Source organism: Arthrobacter sp. MAHUQ-56 (genome assembly GCF_019710585.1).
Lineage (GTDB): Bacteria > Actinomycetota > Actinomycetes > Actinomycetales > Micrococcaceae > Arthrobacter.
The window spans coordinates 1-16,245 of the sequence record NZ_JAIFZQ010000021.1 but is presented as its reverse complement, the minus strand read 5'-3'; the positions used below and the strand labels follow the sequence as shown (position 1 = coordinate 16,245).

13 protein-coding genes are annotated in these 16,245 nt (G+C 66.8%); 11 read left to right on the top strand and 2 right to left on the bottom strand.

The window, feature by feature from the left end:
- Positions 1–59: 59 nt before the first annotated feature.
- The 5 genes from K4G53_RS17700 to K4G53_RS17680 are packed head-to-tail and all read left to right on the top strand — an operon-like array spanning position 60 to position 6,413.
- Positions 60–2,132: a beta-galactosidase gene (locus K4G53_RS17700; RefSeq protein ID WP_221386995.1), complete on the top strand. Its 2,073-nt coding sequence runs from the start codon at positions 60–62 to the stop codon at positions 2,130–2,132.
- A gap of 9 nt (positions 2,133–2,141) precedes the next feature.
- Positions 2,142–3,122 carry a sugar ABC transporter permease gene (locus K4G53_RS17695; protein ID WP_221386994.1) on the top strand — a complete coding sequence of 327 codons (981 nt, stop codon included), beginning with the start codon at positions 2,142–2,144 and terminating at the stop codon, positions 3,120–3,122.
- 11 nt (positions 3,123–3,133) lie between these two features.
- Entirely contained in the window at positions 3,134–4,033 is a 900-nt protein-coding gene (locus K4G53_RS17690) for a carbohydrate ABC transporter permease (protein ID WP_221386993.1), read from the top strand.
- 6 nt (positions 4,034–4,039) lie between these two features.
- The gene (locus tag K4G53_RS17685; protein WP_221386992.1) at positions 4,040–5,674 is read left to right on the top strand and encodes an extracellular solute-binding protein; all 1,635 of its coding nucleotides are present in this window, start codon (positions 4,040–4,042) and stop codon (positions 5,672–5,674) included.
- A gap of 49 nt (positions 5,675–5,723) precedes the next feature.
- Entirely contained in the window at positions 5,724–6,413 is a 690-nt protein-coding gene (locus K4G53_RS17680; RefSeq protein WP_221386991.1) for a DUF624 domain-containing protein, read from the top strand.
- Between the two features lie 6 nt (positions 6,414–6,419).
- Here K4G53_RS17680 and K4G53_RS17675 read toward each other — a convergent pair whose 3' ends face one another.
- The gene (locus K4G53_RS17675) at positions 6,420–8,819 is read right to left on the bottom strand and encodes a glycoside hydrolase family 3 N-terminal domain-containing protein (RefSeq protein WP_221386990.1); all 2,400 of its coding nucleotides are present in this window, start codon (positions 8,817–8,819) and stop codon (positions 6,420–6,422) included.
- A gap of 232 nt (positions 8,820–9,051) precedes the next feature.
- On the opposite strand from K4G53_RS17675, the gene K4G53_RS17670 reads away from it, so the two are divergent.
- The 4 genes from K4G53_RS17670 to K4G53_RS17655 are packed head-to-tail and all read left to right on the top strand — an operon-like array spanning position 9,052 to position 12,976.
- Complete coding sequence (locus K4G53_RS17670) at positions 9,052–10,185, top strand: Gfo/Idh/MocA family protein (RefSeq protein ID WP_221386989.1); 1,134 nt, start codon at positions 9,052–9,054, stop codon at positions 10,183–10,185.
- 25 nt (positions 10,186–10,210) lie between these two features.
- A complete protein-coding gene (locus tag K4G53_RS17665) occupies positions 10,211–11,185 on the top strand; it encodes a PmoA family protein (RefSeq protein WP_221386988.1) in 975 nt (324 codons plus the stop codon).
- A 2-nt stretch (positions 11,186–11,187) separates the two neighbouring features.
- Complete coding sequence (locus K4G53_RS17660; protein ID WP_221386987.1) at positions 11,188–11,919, top strand: cupin domain-containing protein; 732 nt, start codon at positions 11,188–11,190, stop codon at positions 11,917–11,919.
- 31 nt (positions 11,920–11,950) lie between these two features.
- Positions 11,951–12,976, top strand: a complete 1,026-nt coding sequence (locus K4G53_RS17655; protein ID WP_221386986.1) for a LacI family DNA-binding transcriptional regulator — start codon at positions 11,951–11,953, stop codon at positions 12,974–12,976.
- 24 nt (positions 12,977–13,000) lie between these two features.
- Here the strand turns inward: K4G53_RS17655 and K4G53_RS17650 are convergent, their stop codons facing one another.
- On the bottom strand, positions 13,001–13,393 hold the full coding sequence (locus K4G53_RS17650) for a VOC family protein (RefSeq protein WP_221386985.1): 393 nt from the start codon (positions 13,391–13,393) through the stop codon (positions 13,001–13,003).
- Between the two features lie 280 nt (positions 13,394–13,673).
- Between K4G53_RS17650 and K4G53_RS17645 the strand changes: the two genes are divergently transcribed.
- Positions 13,674–15,005 (top strand): DUF1524 domain-containing protein, encoded by a 1,332-nt coding sequence (locus K4G53_RS17645; RefSeq protein WP_221386984.1) that lies wholly within the window; start codon positions 13,674–13,676, stop codon positions 15,003–15,005.
- A gap of 49 nt (positions 15,006–15,054) precedes the next feature.
- Positions 15,055–15,774 (top strand): PASTA domain-containing protein, encoded by a 720-nt coding sequence (locus K4G53_RS17640; RefSeq protein ID WP_221386983.1) that lies wholly within the window; start codon positions 15,055–15,057, stop codon positions 15,772–15,774.
- The last annotated feature ends 471 nt before the right edge of the window (positions 15,775–16,245 follow it).

The window sequence follows — 16,245 nt, the reverse complement described above, 5'->3', positions numbered from 1 at the left end:
CCTGTGATGCAGGTCGCACTGGTGGGGAGCCCGCGGCCATAGCCAAACAAAGGACAATGATGACCAGCGAGCCCAGCGCCAGCACACCCGAACACCGCCTCAGACGCCTGCATGAACGCCTTGGCGGCATCGCCTACGGCGGGGACTACAACCCCGAACAGTGGCCCCGGGAGGTATGGCAGGAGGACGTACGGCTCATGAAGGAAGCCGGCGTCAACTTGGTCACCCTGGCCGTCTTCTCCTGGAGCCGGCTCGAAACCGCGGACGGGGTCTACGACTTCGGCTGGCTGGACGAAATCATGGACCTCCTGCACGCCAACGGCATCGGCGTGGACCTGGCCACCCCGGATGCCGTCCCGCCCGCCTGGCTCATCGCCCGGCACCCGGACATCCTCCCGGTCCTGGCGGACGGCTCCACCTTCGGTTTCGGCTCCCGCCAGCACTTCGACGTATCCCACCCGGCCTACCGGGAAAAGTCGCTGGCCATGGCGGAGAAGATGGGGGAACGCTACGCCAGCCACCCTGCCCTGTGCATGTGGCACGTCAACAACGAATACGGCCCCGTCTCCTATGGCCCGCACGCGGACCGGGCCTTCCGGGAATGGCTGCAGGACAAGTACGGCAGCCTGGACAAGCTCAATGCCGCCTGGAGCACCGATGTGTGGGGCCAGGTCTACTCGGACTGGTCCCAGGTCAGCGCACCTGCCCAGCCGCGGACCTGGTCCAACCCGTCCCGCCGCCTGGATTTCCACCGCTTCACCTCGGACAGCATGCTGGCCCATTACACGGCCGAACGCGACATCCTGCGCCGGCACACCCCGGACCTGCCCATCGTCACCAACTTCATGCGCTTCTACAAGAACAACGACTACTGGGCCTGGGCCGCCGAGGAGGACGCCGCGGCCCTGGACATCTACCCGGACCCGCGCGAGGACGACGCCCACGTGGCCGCCGCCCTCAACTTCGACCTGATGCGCTCCCTGCGCAAGGGCCAGCCCTGGCTGGTGATGGAACAGGCCACCGGCGCCGTCAGCCAATGGTCCGTCAACGTTTCAAAGCTTCCGGGCAAGATGCGGCTGGGCTCCTACCAGGCCATCGCCCAGGGTGCCGACTCCATCCTCTTTTTCCAGTGGCGCCAGGCCAGGGGCGGCACGGAACGCTTCCACTCCGGCATGGTCAACCACGCCGGACCCAACACCCGCATCTTCCGTGAGGTCTGTGACCTGGGGCAGGAACTGAAGCACCTGGGCGCCATCACCGGCACCCGCTCCACGGCCAAAGTGGCCATGGTGTTCGACTGGGACTGCTGGTGGGCACTGGAACTGGGCAACTCCCCGCGCTCGGACCTGAACTACCCGCAGGAAGTCCTCCGCCTGTACCGGCCCTTCTTCGAGGCCAACGCCACCATTGACTTCGTGGACACGAAGAGCGACCTCAGCCAGTACAGCCTGCTGGTCCTGCCCGCGACCTACCTGTTGAGCGATGAGGCGGCCCAGCGCATTGAGGACTGGGTCGCGGGCGGCGGCCGGCTGGTGGCCAGCTACCTGTCCGGCATCGTGGATCCGGACAACACCATCCGCCTTGGCGGCTACCCCGGGGCGCTGCGCAACGTCCTGGGCGCGTGGAGCGAGGAGATGCACCCGCTCGCCGGCGATGGCGAGGAAGTCAAACTTTCAACGGCCGACGGCGGCACGGCCTCCGCGGACTACTGGACCGAGCACCTGCACGCCACCACGGCAGACGTCCTCGCCAGCTACGCCTCGGGCAGGCTGGCCGGCGCCCCGGCCGTTACCCGCAACAGCTTCGGCGGCGGCAGCGCCGTCTATCTGTCCGCGCGGGTGGACAGCAACTTCCTGGCGGAACTGCTCGCCGCCGAACGTGCCGCTGCCGGGGTCCGCCCGGAACTGGACGCGCCGCTGGGTGTGCAGGTCCGCCGTCGTGCAGGCAGCGGACGCAGCTACGTGATGGTCCTCAACCACAACGACGCCCCCGCCCTGGTGGACGTCGGAGCCGGCGGCACGGACCTGCTGGCAGGGGCAGCAGTGGCCGGCACCGTGGAGCTGGCCCCGAACGGCGTCCTGGTCATCGAAGAAACACCATCAGCATCAGCACCCGCGGAAACAGGCCGGTAGGAGGCAGTTATGGCCATGCGATTGGAAGTACCGCCCGAGGCGGCCACCACGGAACCGGCAAAGCGGACCGATAAACCAAAAAACAAGCCCGGCAGCTGGAAGCTGGCCATCAAACGCGACTGGCGGCTCTACACCCTGGTGCTGCTGCCGCTGGCGTACTTCGCCGTCTTCCGCTACCTGCCCATGGCCGGCAACGTGATCGCGTTCCGGCAGTTCCAGCCAGGCGGCAGCATCTTCGGTGAGAAGTGGGTGGGCCTGAAATACGTCACCCTGTTCATCAACGATTCCAGCTTCTGGCAGGCGTTCCAGAACACCATCGTCCTGGGCGTCCTCACCCTCCTGTTCTGCTTCCCCATGCCCATCATCTTCGCGCTGATGCTCAACGAACTGCGCTCGCAGAAGTTCAAGAAGTTCGTCCAGACAGTGGCGTACCTGCCGCACTTCATGTCCGTGGTGATCATCGCGGGCATGATCCTGCAGAACTTCTCCATGACCGGCACCGTCAACCAGATCGCCAACACTGTCTTCGGCAGCACCGTGAACTTCACCCAGGATGCCGCCTGGTTCCGGCCCATGTACATCAGCTCCGAGGTGTGGCAGACCATGGGCTGGGGCGCCATCCTCTACCTGGCGGCCCTGACCCGGGTGGACGAGTCGCTGTACGAGGCGGCGCGGATCGACGGTGCCAACCGCTGGCAGCAGACCTGGCATGTGACCTTGCCGGCCATCCGGCCCACCATCATCACCCTGCTGATCCTGAACATCGGCACCTTCATGGCCGTGGGCTTTGAAAAGATCCTGCTGATCTACAACCCGCTGAACTACGAAACCTCGGATGTCATCTCCACCTACCTGTACCGGGTGGGCCTGGAGTCCAGCAACTTCAGCTACGCCGCCGCGATCGGCATGTTCGAATCCGTGATCGGCCTGACGCTGATCCTCTCCGCGAACGCCCTCTCCAAGCGGCTCGCAGGAACGAGCCTGTGGTGAAAGGGACAACCATGAAAGAAACCGGCGTCCTGGTCAAGGACATGAAAGTCTCCAACGCCATGCGCGTGTTCCGGGGGGTGAACCTGGTCTTCCTGCTGGTGGTGGTGTTCCTGACCCTGTACCCGTTCCTGAACATCATCGCGCAGAGCTTCTCCAGCGAGGGGTTCATCAACGCCGGCCAGGTCAACCTCTTCCCCAAGGGCTTCAATACCGAGACGTACCGGCTGATCCTGGCGGACTCGTCCTTCTGGCGGAACTACGGCAACACCGTCCTCTACACGGTGGTGGCCACCGCCATCTCCATGGTCCTGACCACCAGCTTCGCGTATGCCATCGCCAAGAAGGACCTGAAGGGCCGCAGCGTGTTCATCGGCATTGCCGTGTTCACCATGTTCTTCAACGGCGGCCTGATCCCCAACTACGTGCTCATCACCTCGCTGGGCATGCGGGACACGCTCTGGGCGGTGGTTCTGCCCAATGCCATCAGCGTCTTCAACCTGCTGATCATGAAGTCCTTCTTCGAGAACATGCCCAGGGAGCTGGAAGAGGCGGCGGCCATTGACGGGCTCACCCAGTACGGCGTCCTGTTCAAGGTGGTCCTGCCGCTGAGCAAGGCCATCGTGGCCACCATGGTGCTGTTCTACGCGGTGGCCAACTGGAACTCCTGGTTCCAGGCCTTCCTCTACCTGGACAACCCGGACCTCTTCCCGGTGACCATCTACCTGCGCAACATGATCGCCGGCGTCACCACGGCAGGATCTGCCGGCGGCACGGCGGAGAACGTGGGCCAGATCGCCGCGAACATCCAGTCCGTCACCATCGTCCTCACCGTCATCCCCATCCTGTGCGTCTACCCCTTTGTCCAGAAGTACTTCTTTTCGGGCGTCATGCTCGGCTCCGTCAAGGAATAACCCGTTATGAAAGGAAAAACAATGATCCGCAGACGAGACTTCCTCGGCCTGTCCGCGCTCGCAGCCTTCGGCCTGGTCATGGCCGGGTGTGACTCCGATTCCGGCAGCAAGGTGGACACCTCCAAGGCACGCACCGGTGCGATGGACAGCTTCGGGGTGGGGGACACGTTCAAGGCGACGACGCCGCTGAGCTTCACGTTCCTTTTCAGCGACCAGCCCACCTACCCCATCAAGAAGGACTGGCTGCTGTTCACCAAGATGGCCAGCGACAACAATGTCACCCTGGAAACAACCGTGGTGCCGTTCAGCGATTATGAGCAGAAGCGCAGCCTGCTCATCAGCTCCGGCAAGGCGCCGGAGATCATCGCCAAGACCTACCCCGGCCAGGAGAGCGCCTACGTGTCCTCCGGCGCTGTCCTGCCGGTCAGCGACTACGTGGACCTGATGCCGCACTACCAGGACAAGATCAAGAAGTGGAAGCTGGAACCGGAGATCGCCGGCCTCACCCAGGCGGATGGCAAGTACTACGTCCTCCCCGGTCTGCATGAGGAACTCTGGCCTGACTACACCCTGGCCTTCCGCACCGACATCCTGGAAAAGGAAGGCATTGCCGAGCCCAAGACCTGGGACGAGTTCCGCGAGGTGCTGCGCAAGCTCAAGAAGGCCCACCCCGACGTCGTGCCCTTCTCCGACCGGTTCAACGGCAACAGCGTGCTGAACATTGCCGGCACCGCTTTCGGCACCGTGGCCGGCTGGGGGCTGGTGGACGGCCTGAGCTTCGACGCGGGCAAGAAGGAGTTCACCTTCGGCGCCGGCACCAGCCAGTTCAAGGACCTCGTGACGTATTTCAACTCGCTGGTGTCCGAAGGGCTGATGGACCCGGAAAGCTTCACGCAGACGGACGATTCGGCCATCCAGAAGTTCACGTCGGGCAAGTCGTTCGTGATCAGCGCCAACTCGCAGAACATCATCACCTACCGCACGTCCATGGAGCAGTCCCTGGGCAAGGGCAACTTCGCCGTCCGCAAGATCACCGTCCCCGGTGGTCCGGCGGGCGACATCATCGGCGGCTCGCGCCTGGAGAACGGCATCATGCTGAACTCCTCCGTCAAGGACAAGGACAGCTTCGTGGCGCTGATGCAGTACATCGACTGGCTGTTCTACAGCGACGCCGGCCAGGAGTTCGCCAAGTGGGGCGTCGAGGGCACCACCTACACCAAGGAGGGCGGCAAGCGTGTCCTGGCCAAGGACATCAACTTCCAGGGCCTGAACCCCGCAGGCACCAAGGACCTGCGCGTGGATTACGGGTTCTCCGGCGGCAACTTCGCCTATGGCGGCACTACCGACCTGCTCCAGTCCACCTTCAACGAGGAGGAGCTGGCGTTCCAGAAGGCGATGAAGAGCAAGAAGCCGCGGCCGGTTTCCCCGCCCGTGCCGTACACCGATGCTGACCGCGAGCAGGCCACGCTGGTGCTCACTCCGCTGAAGGACCACGTCAAGCAGAACACGCTGAAGTTCATCACCGGCCAGCGGCCCCTCTCCGAGTTCGATGCCTATCTCAAGGAGCTGGACAGCAAGGGCATGGGCAAATACGTAGAGTTGGCCAACAAGGCGTACAAGGCGTACGCGGACAAGAAATAGGGCGGACGACGGCGGCCCGGGGACTTCCGCCGTGACCGAAAGGCTGTAGGTGGTTCAGAAGAAGGCGGAGTACGGTGCCGGCCCCCTGTTCAGGGTGGCCGGCACCGTGGCCGGCGTGATGATGGGCTCGGCCCTCCTGGTCCTGGCGAACCTGCTGCTGGTGCCGGCGCTGCTGGTGGCTCCTGCCGCCGGCAGCTGGGTGCTGCTGGCCGCCCTGGTGCCGCTCGGGCCGTCGCTGGCGGCCTGCAGCTACGCATTCAACCGGCTCCTGGCCGGGCACGGGACCGGGGTGTTCCGGGACTTCATCCGCGGCTACCGGATGAACTTTGGCCAGGCCGTCCGGGTCTGGCTTCCGTACCTGCTCGTCCTGGCTGTGGCCGCGGCCAGCCTCACCGCGCTGCCCGCCGCCGTCGGGCCGGGGAGCCCCGCTGAGCCCGCCCTCCGGTTGGCGCTGCTGGTGCTGGCCCTGCTGGTGTCCACCGCGGCCCTGCACGCCCTGCTGTTGCTCTCCCGGTTCTCGTTCCGGACCCGGGACCTGCTCCGCCTGTCGCTGTACAGCTTCGGCGCGCAGAAGCGGGTGGCCCTCGGGAACGCCGGGATCCTGTTTGTCACCGCCACGCTGCTGCTGGCCACCACCGCGTTCCTGCTGCCGGTGATTGCCGGCGCCGTGGTGTTCCTGGCCTGCCTGAACTCCCGGCCGCTGCTGCGCCTCGTGGAGGAGAACTTCACCGCTGGTTAGAGACCCCTACTGCGGGGTCACCGCCACCGGCGTCAGCATCTCCCGTTCGAAGCCCACCACGCGGCGCTCGCCGTGCAGGGTCACTTCGTGCGTGTGGACATCGGCGGTGCTGGACGTCGCCACATGCAGCTTCACCAAGCCCGGCGTCACCACCCGCTTCAGGTCCACGCCGGTGAAGGACGTCCGGTCCGCGTGCACCGTGAACTCCACCCGGGCCGAGGCGCCGGCGGCGAGTTCCACCCGGGCGTAGCCAATCAGTTCCCGCAGGGGCCGGACCACCTCGCCCACCGGGTCCTCCAGGTAGAGCTGCACCACTTCAGCGCCATCGATGGCACCGGTGTTGGTGACCGTGCAGCCGACCGTGACAGTGCCCGACGTCGACAGCGTGGGCGAACCCGACGCATGGTCGGAGAATTCGAAGGTCGTGTAGGACAGGCCGTGGCCGAAGCCGAACAGCGGGGACGGGTCCAGCGCACTGACCTCTGTCCTGCCGGCCAGGCGGCTGTGCAGGTAGGTGCCGGGCTGGCCGCCGGAGGTGCGTGGCACGGAGACGGGCAGTTTGCCGGACGGGTTCACCGCCCCGGTCAGCACGTCCCACAGTGCCTCGGCACCTTCCTCGCCCGGGAAGAAACCCTGGACGATTGCCCCGGCCCGCTCGGCGAAGTCGCCCAGGGCGTAAGGACGCCCACTCAGGACCACGACGACGGCGCGCGTCCCGGCTGCCCCGGCTGCGGACAGCACCCGGTCCAGCATGGCGTGCTGGTCGCCGGGAAGCCGAAGGTCTGCCGCGTCGTTGCCTTCGCCGGAGGTACCCCGGCCGAAGAGGCCGGCGTTATCGCCAACCACCACCACGCAGGTATCCACGGACGCGGCGATGCCGCACGCCTCGAGGATTTGTTCCTCGGTGATCACCTCGCAGGTTCCGGTTGCGGCTGTACTGACCGATCCGAAGCGTTCGGTGGCAGCGCCGGCCACCGTTGGAACCCGGATGCCCATGGGCACGTCGGGATGGGAAGCACCCACATGGGCGTCGAACGAGTAGCAGCCCAGCATCGCGAACGGATCCTGGGCCAGGGGCCCCACGACGCCCAGTGTGTGGCCGGCTGACCCGGGCCGTGCCGTTGCCGGGCCGGGCAGCGGCAGGCACGGCCCGCCGTCGTGCGTCCTGTTGGTGAGCAGCACCAGCGACTGGGCAGCGATCTCCCGGGCCAGGGCGCGGTTCGGCGCCGGGTCCAGGTCGATTGATCCGGCGGCGAGAACCGGGGGAGCCGGGCTGAAGTCGGGTGCGAGCAGTCCCGCTTCCTCCTTCTGCCGCAGCACGCGGCGCAGCGCGGTGTCCACCAGCGACTCGGGAACCGCGCCGGACCGGACGCGCTCAAGCAGCGGAGTGCCGTAGCAATTCACGGTGGGCAGTTCCACGTCCACCCCGGCCGCCAGGGCAAGGGCGGCGGCTTCGCCGGAATCGGCGGCGACGCCATGTGTGACGTTCAGGAATGCGACGCCGAAATAGTCAGCCACCACCGTCCCGGCGAAGCCCCACTCGTCACGCAGCAGGGCGGTGAGCAGGGCCCGGTTCGCGGCGGCCGGGACGCCGTCGGTGTCCGTGTACGCGTGCATCACGGAGCGGGCGCCGCCGTGCTTGATGGCAAGCTCGAACGGCGGCAGCATCACGTCCGCGAGTTCGCGCGGCCCCATGGACACCGGAGCGTGGTTGCGGCCGGCGCGGGACGCGGAGTAGCCCACGAAGTGCTTGAGCGTCGCCACGATCCCGGACTGTTCCAGGCCCGAGACGTAGGCGCTGGCCAGCGTGCCCACCAGGTAGGGGTCCTCGCCGATGGTTTCCTCCACCCGGCCCCAGCGCAGGTCCCGCACCACGTCGAGTACCGGCGCCAGGCCCTGGTGGACGCCGAGCGCGCGCATCTGGGTGCCGATCAGCCCGGCCATCCGGTGCACCAGGACCGGGTTGAAGGTGGCACCCCAGGCCAAGGGCACGGGGAACGCGGTGGCTTTCCAGGCGGCCAGCCCGGCGAGGCATTCCTCGTGCACCTGCGCCGGGATCCGGAAGCGGGAGGCGGCCATGATCTGTTCCTGCGCCGCCGCCAGCCGGCGTGCGCCTTCCAGCGGTTCCAGCGGAACGGTGCCGTACATCCGGGTGATCTGGCCGAGCCCGGAGGAGATCACGTCCTCCCAGGACCGGGCGTCGCCAACCATCTCGTTCTGGAGCGGCGCCACGGAATCGCCGTCCGTGGACGCGTTCACCCACACGCCCGCCAGTTGAGCCAGCTTTTCCTCCAGCGTCATGTCCCGGACCAGGTCTTCCACGGAGGGTCGTCCGGCGGCGCGGCCTGCGTCTTCGCTGGACGCGTGGATGGGTGGGGCTTGCTTTTCGGCGGCACCGCTGGTCACGGGCTTCTCCTCGCAGTGGGGAAGTGGTTTCTAAGAAAGTATCAGAAACTTTTGTTTAGTTTCTAGGCCTAATTCCCTTGACTCTTCCGTCGTGGCGTTCCTACGGTTGAGAGCGGGTGCGACATCAGCGGCCAAGGAATGTTCCGAAAGTTCAAGCGTGAGATCGAAACTTTCTCTGCGCGCGGCCCTTCCACCCGCTTCAACAGGCGATTACTGCAAAGACGGAGAGAACATGCGGACGTACAAAGTGGCCATCGTAGGAACCGGCGGCATCGCGGCAGTACACGCGGACAACCTGGCGCGCACGGGTGGACGTGCAGAACTCGTGGCCGCCTGCGACGTGGACCAGGGCCGGCTGGACGCCTTCGCGGACGCGCACGGCATTCCCGGCAGGTACCTGAACCTCGCGGACCTCCTGGCGGAGGCAAGGCCGGACATCGTGCACCTGTGCACCCCGCCCATGCTGCACATCGACCAGGCCATCGAATGCCTTGAGGCAGGGGTCCACGTGCTCTCCGAGAAGCCGCCTGCGTTGAGCCTTGCCGACTTCGACCGGCTGGAGAGGGCGCAGCTGAAGGGCGGCGCCCAATTCTCCTGCGTGTTCCAGCACCGCTTCGGCGATGCTTCCGCGGCAGCGCAGCAGCTGATCGGCGGGGCGGAATTCGGCCGTCCCCTGGTGGCCCGCTGCGACACCCTCTGGTACCGCCCGGACAGCTACTGGGACCTGCCCTGGCGCGGCACGTGGAGTGCCGAGGGCGGTGGGCCCACCATGGGCCACGGCATCCACCAGTTCGACCTGCTGCTGCACCTGCTCGGCCCCTGGGAGGAGGTTACGGCGGTCGCCGGCCGGCAGGCACGCGCCACTTCCACGGAGGACCTGTCCGCCGCGCTGGTCCGGTTCCGCAACGGGACCGTGGCCACCATCGTCAACTCCCTGCTCTCGCCCCGGGAAACTTCCGATATCCGGATCGACTGCGAATTCGCCACCGTGGAGCTGAGCCATCTCTACGGCTACAGCACCGACGACTGGACCATCACCGGCGCGCCCGGCCACGAGGTGCAGGTGGCCGGGGCCTGGGCCGCGCAACCGCTGGAGCGCGGCAGCGGCCACAGCGCCCAGTTCCTGGCGATGTATGACGCGCTCGACGCCGGCCGTCCCCTTCCTGCCGGAGCGGAGTCCGCGCGGCAGACGCTGGAACTCGCTGCCGCAATTTACGCTTCGGCGTTCACCGGCCAACCGGTGCGGCGCGGGGTGATCGTTCCCGGACACCCCTTCTACGGCGGCATGGACGGCGGCGGCCTCGGCACCGAGGTCCTGGATGCCACAGCCCTGAACGAAACCGCCTTCGATTCCGCCCGCGCCTGACCCCTAAACTTCCAAGGAGATCCCCATGACCACACCAGCCAGCGCCGTTCCCCGGGCAGCCACCGTGGGCCGGCTCAGCTTCGACGATGACGGAGCAGCCCTTACCTTCACCGCCAACGGCCGGCCCATCGCCACCTATACCTACAAACCGGCCGATGACCAGTACGAGAGCCCCCGGCCGTTTTTCCACCCGCTCACCACCCTGGGCGGGGACGAGGTCACCATTTCCCGCCCGTGGGACCACGTCTGGCACAAAGGACTTTCCTGGGCACTGCCGAACGTCGGCAGGCACAACTTCTGGGGCGGCGCCACCTACACGCGCACAACCGAGTACGCCAACCTGGACAACAACGGCGCCATGACCCATGGGTCCTTCACCGGGATCGACCAGTCCGACGCCGGGATCACCGCCTCGGAGTCCCTCACCTGGACCTCGCAGGAAGGGGAGCCCGTCATTGCGGAGAGCCGCCGCTTCGGCATTCAACTGCTGGAAGGAGAAGCCGGCAGCCACGCTGGGGGTGCGTACGCCATCCTCTTCGAGACCCGGATGAGCAACATCTCCGGCGAGGAGATCAGCATCGGCAGCCCCACCACCGAGGGCCGCCACAACGCCGGCTACGGGGGCCTGTTCTGGCGCGGCCCCCGCTCGTTCACCGGCGGCACGTTCCGGAACCAGGACGGCACGGGCACTGACGAATTCATGGGCACGCGCTCGCCGTGGATCGCCTTCACCGGCACACACGACGGGAGCTGCCGGTCCTCAACCATTGCGTTCGTGGAAGACGCGGGCAACCCGGGAGCACCCAACCAGTGGTTTGCCAGGTCGTCCATGTTCGCGTGCCTGGGCTCGGCACCGTTCTTCAGCGCGGAGGTGCCGCTGCGGGAGGGCTCGCCGCTGATGTACCGCTACGCCGTGGTCATTGCCGACGGCGGCGTGGACGCCGAACGTGCGCAGCGGCTGGCGGATGCCGCGCAGGCCGCACTCAACAGCTGGGCATAGGTGTGGGGTCCACCTTTCCGGGCGCCACCGGACTGTCCGAGATCAGCATCTACGACTGGCCCGGAGCCGACGGCGCCGCAGGCGGCTCCCCGCACGTGCACACCGCCTCCACGGAGGCCTACGTGGTGCTGTCCGGTTCCGGACGTCTTGAAACCCTGGACTCCCGCGGCTACACATCCACCCCGCTGGTCCCGGGCGTGGTCCTGTGGTTCACCCCCGGGACCGTGCACAGGGCCATCAATGATTCCGGCGACCTGAAGGTCCTGGTGGTGATGCAGAACGCGGGACTGCCCGAGCATGGCGACGCTGTGATGACCTTCCCGCCGGAGTACCTTGCGGACCCCGAAAGGTACCACCGCGCTGCCGCCCTGGAGCACAAGGACGCCGACGCCGGACTGGCCGACGGGGAGAAAGCCGCCCGCCGCCGTCGTGACCTGGCGCTGGAAGGGTACTTTTCGCTCAAGGAGGCCGTGCTGGAATCCGGGCCGGACGCCCTGGCCGGCTTCCACGCGGCGGCTGCCCGGCTGGTCAGGGCCAGGACCGGGCAATGGGCGGAACTTCTGGCCGGGGGAGCGGCCCGGCAGGCAGCGGCCACCCGGCAGCAATTGGCGGCCCTGGACACGGCAGAAAGTTTCTATCTGGCCGACGCCAGAACTACCATGGGAAAACGGGAAAACCTCAGGATCTACGGCATGTGCGGCCGGATCCAGACGTGGGAACTTTCCGATAACTAGCGCCGGCGAGTCCGGTTGAGAGGTGGTTTCCGTGGTGAGCAAGCAGGACACCAGGCGCGCGACGATCAGCGAGATCGCCCGGGAGGCCGGCGTTTCCGTCCCCACGGTCTCCAAAGTCCTGAACGGGCACGCCCACGTGGCGGCGGAGACCCGTGCGCGGGTGGAGGAGATCATCGCCCGGCGGGACTACGCCCGCCGGCCTGCCAAGCGCCGGCAAAAGGCCGGCCTGGTGGACCTCGTGTTCCCCGGCCTCGGGTCCGAGTGGGCGCTGGAGATCATCGAGGGCGTGGAGCGCGTGGCGCAGGACGCCGGGTACGGCACCGTGGTGAGCAGCCTCAACCTGGACGGCTCCAGGATCCGGCCGTGGCTGGCCAACCTGGCCGAGCGGAAATCTGATGGCCTGCTGATGGCGGTGTACCAGCTGGACGCCAAGCAGATCCAACGGGTCAAGTCACTGGGAATCCCGGTGGTGCTGATCGATCCCGTGGGCCAGCCCGGTCCGGACCTGATGACGGTGGGCGCGGCCAACTGGGAAGGCGGCTACTCGGCCACCGACCACCTGCTGCAGCTGGGGCACAAGAGGATCGCCATGATCGGCGGGCGCGAGGACCTGCAGTGCAGCAGCGCCCGCGAGGACGGCTACAGTGCGGCGCTCCGCCGGGCCGGTATTGCCCTGGACCCGGCGCTCATGGTGCCGGGCGATTTCTCGATCGAAGCCGGCGAGGCCGCCACCCGCAAGCTGCTGGAGCTGCCAAACCGGCCCACGGCGATCTTCACCGGCAATGACGACCAAGCGCTGGGCGCCTACCGGGCGGCGCGGGCTGCCGGGCTCCGGATTCCGGAGGATCTGTCCATCATCGGGTTCGACGACATTCCTGCCGCCGAGTGGGTGGAGCCCGGGCTGACCACCATTCGCCAGCCGGTGGTGCAGATGGCCGAAACGGCTATGCGGGCGCTGCTCCGCCACCTGGACGGGGACGAGGAATTACCGCAGCGGATCGAGCTGGGCACCGAACTGGTGGTGCGTGGCTCGACGGCGCCCCCCGCCGGGAAGTAGGCCGCCCGCGTTGCCTGTGGCTGCCTACGGGTTGTAGGCGCCGCGGACTGCTGGCGGCGTCTGCTCCTGCACCACCCAGCGGTTGCCGTCGGGGTCGCTGAAGTAGGCGAACAGGACGCCCCCAAGGTCCTGGATGTCGCTGATGGCCGCGCCGCGCCCTACCAGCTCGTTCCTGACTTCCGTGATGTCCGGGACTACAAGCTGCAGCCCCTCGAGGCTGCCCGGTGCCATGGCGGTCATACCCGTGCCGATGACGATCGAAGCCGCGGAACCCGGAGGCGTCAGCTGGACCACGCGCATCCCGGGAATGTGCTCCACGTCGTGGTCCAGGACGAAGCCGAGTTTCTCGGTGTAGAACGCCTTCGACCTGTCGACGTCGGACACCGGGACCTGGACAACCTCGAGGCGCATCTGCATGCGGGCCACTTTAGCCTTGACGCATCCGGCTGGGAATGGGATGTCCCGTCCCGCGTTTGTCCGGACCTGGTTTTGCGCCGGGATGTTAAGTGCCGAAGCCCGAATATGCAACGGTTCCTCAAGGTTGCATCAAGAGTGGCTGAATGTTGGCTGAGGAATGCGGAAGCGGGGCGAAGGCGCCCTGAACAGGACATAGGCTCCGGACAACAAGTTTGTCGGGCTTAGCAGCAGGCCCGGCAAATGCAGGGCCCTGTTCGTGGTCCGCATCAATGGGGAAACAATGTCCGATCACCGAACCCTTCCCGGGTCTGTTCCGCCTGCGCGCCGGCCGGAGCCGCAGCGCAAGCCCCGTGCCTCCACCTTCATCGTCGGCGGCATCACCGCCCTGTTCATGCTCCTCGGCGCACTGAGCAGGGGGATCGGCCTGGCGCTCATCTTCCTGGCCATCACCGCTGCGCTCACCGGTTTGTACGTTCTTGCCACTGGCCGGCGCTCCTGGGCATGGCTACCCGCCCGGCGCAAGGCCGGGGCCGTCGCGCTTGCCGGGTCCCTTGTCCTTTTCATCGGCGGGGGCATCGCTCTGCCGCACGTATCAAGCGCAGACCTGGAGGCGGCGTCGTCCGGGAGCGCTGCCAAGGCGGCGACCGCGAAGGCAAGCGCCACCGCCCCGTCCAAGCCGTCGCCGTCGTCCACTCCGACGCCGACCCCGGCGGCGCAGGAACCCGGCGAACCGCTGGACCCGGACACCCCGTACGTTCTGGCGGCAGGTGTTGCGGCCACCGCGCCCAACGCGCAGCCCGCCTACGCCACCAGGGCGCTGGACCTGCTGGCCACCCTTCCCATCAAGGGCCGGGCGCCGAAGACGGGGTACGACCGTGCCCTGTTCGGCCAGGCGTGGGCGGACGTTGACCGCAACGGCTGCGACACCCGCAACGACATCCTCAAGCGGGACCTGACCGGCATCACGTACACGAACAGCGTGCCCTGCAAGGTTCAGTCGGGCACCCTGGCCGACCCCTACACGGGCACGAGCATCAGCTTTGTCCGCGGTTCCGGCACCAGCAGCGCCGTGCAGATCGACCATGTGGTGGCGTTGAGCGATGCCTGGCAGAAGGGTGCCCAGCAGCTGACGGTGGAGCAGCGGACCGCCTTCGCCAACGATCCGTTGAACCTGCAGGCGACAGACGGGCCCACGAACATCAAGAAGGGCGACGGCGACGCCGCCACCTGGCTGCCGCCCAACAAGGCTTTCCGGTGCGAGTACGTAGCCCGGCAGATTTCGGTCAAGGCGACGTACGGCTTGTGGGTCACCCAGGCGGAACACGACGCGATGGCCCGCATCCTGGGCGATTGCGCGGGGCAGTTGGCGCCAACAAACCAGACCGCACCTGTCATTGAACCGGCTCCGGCCCCTGCTGCCGTGGCTCCCGCCACTCCTGTAGCTCCGGCGCCTGTTGCTCCGGCACCTGTTGCACCGGCTCCTGCGCCGGCCGCTGCCTACTACGCCAACTGCGCGGCGGCACGGGCGGCGGGAGCTGCGCCGCTGTACGCCGGCCAGGCAGGCTACCGCTCCGCACTTGACCGTGACTCCGACGGCATTGCCTGCGAGTAGCGGCGCCCACGTCCTTCCATCACCATCACAACCATTCCCAGGGGGAAACATGCAAGAAAGTTCCAAACCTGCCGTCGGCACGTTGCAGAAGACGCTGGCGCTGGCCGTGCTGACCGGGCTTCTGCTGACTGGATGCGGCGGGAAGCAGGAGGCGACGCAGCCGGCAGCCACGGCAACCGCTGTTTCGCAGACAACGGAGAACGTCACAGTTCCCGGGGTGGTTGGCCTCACCCTGGACAAAGCGACCGATCAGCTGGAACGCCTCGGGCTCAAGGTCGAGGCCGTGGACACCGCCCACGGCAAGTCGGTCATCGTCAAGAAGAACTGGCAGGTGATTTCACAGGACCCCGCCAACGGCGCACAGGCGGCCAAGGGCTCCGCAGTGCATCTCGGCGTCAAGAGCCTTGACGATATCGCTGCGGAGAAGGCCGCTGCGGCGAAGGCTGCAGCCGACAAGGTCGCAGCAGAACAGGCCGCTGCGGCGAAGGCTGCCGCTGATAAGGCCGCTGCCGAACAGGCCGCTGCGGCGAAGGCTGCCGCGGACCAGGCCGCGCGGGATGCCGCTGCCAAGGCAGCCGCCGAGCAAGCAGCTGCCCAGAAGGCTGTCCCCGCTCCGGTCCAAGCACCGGCACAAGCGCAAGCGACCGTCGACGGAGTAACCCCCGGTGCGTTTTGTTCCCCGACTGGGGCCATGGGTCTAAGCGCCAAGGGGACCACCTACACCTGTAAGCCGTCGGCTACAGATACGCGATCCCGCTGGCGTCAGTAGCTGACTTCGGGAATCCTGCCGTGGACACCTCTTCCGGGAGGTGTCCACGGCATTGCTCTTTCTGTGCCGCAGCCCACACAAAGACATTGCGACGGCGGAGGGCCGGCGGGGTGCCCCGATGGCCCCTTCTGCCGCGGAATTCCGGGGGACCGGAGGCGCCGGAGGGTGGATTTGCGGTGGGGTTGTGGGGCGTGTATTGTTTTCTGAGTCGCCGCCGCTGAAGCGGAAAAATAGCGGCCAAACCCCCTTCTGAACGGCCTGGAAAATGGTTCGCTTTTGAGCGTGCTGTTGTGTGGGTGGGGGCTGATCCTGGTGTTGGTGGTCGCGGAAACGTGGATTTGCCAAGTGCTGGTGGGTCGGGTAAGTTTGGAAAGTTGCTCCGGAGCGATCCTGAATGTTTGGTTTGGGTGGTGCCGGGTGTGTCTGTTGTTTGAGAACTCAATAGTGTGCCATGTTTGTTGATACCGATTT

Coding starts and splice junctions, on each gene's coding strand:
- K4G53_RS17640 (WP_221386983.1), top strand. CDS start 15,055: ATGCAAGAAAGTTCCAAACCTGCCGTCGGCACGTTGCAGAAGACGCTG.
- K4G53_RS17690 (WP_221386993.1), top strand. CDS start 3,134: ATGAAAGAAACCGGCGTCCTGGTCAAGGACATGAAAGTCTCCAACGCC.
- K4G53_RS17685 (WP_221386992.1), top strand. CDS start 4,040: ATGAAAGGAAAAACAATGATCCGCAGACGAGACTTCCTCGGCCTGTCC.
- K4G53_RS17700 (WP_221386995.1), top strand. CDS start 60: ATGACCAGCGAGCCCAGCGCCAGCACACCCGAACACCGCCTCAGACGC.
- K4G53_RS17650 (WP_221386985.1), bottom strand. CDS start 13,393: ATGCAGATGCGCCTCGAGGTTGTCCAGGTCCCGGTGTCCGACGTCGAC.
- K4G53_RS17695 (WP_221386994.1), top strand. CDS start 2,142: ATGGCCATGCGATTGGAAGTACCGCCCGAGGCGGCCACCACGGAACCG.
- K4G53_RS17665 (WP_221386988.1), top strand. CDS start 10,211: ATGACCACACCAGCCAGCGCCGTTCCCCGGGCAGCCACCGTGGGCCGG.
- K4G53_RS17670 (WP_221386989.1), top strand. CDS start 9,052: ATGCGGACGTACAAAGTGGCCATCGTAGGAACCGGCGGCATCGCGGCA.
- K4G53_RS17645 (WP_221386984.1), top strand. CDS start 13,674: ATGTCCGATCACCGAACCCTTCCCGGGTCTGTTCCGCCTGCGCGCCGG.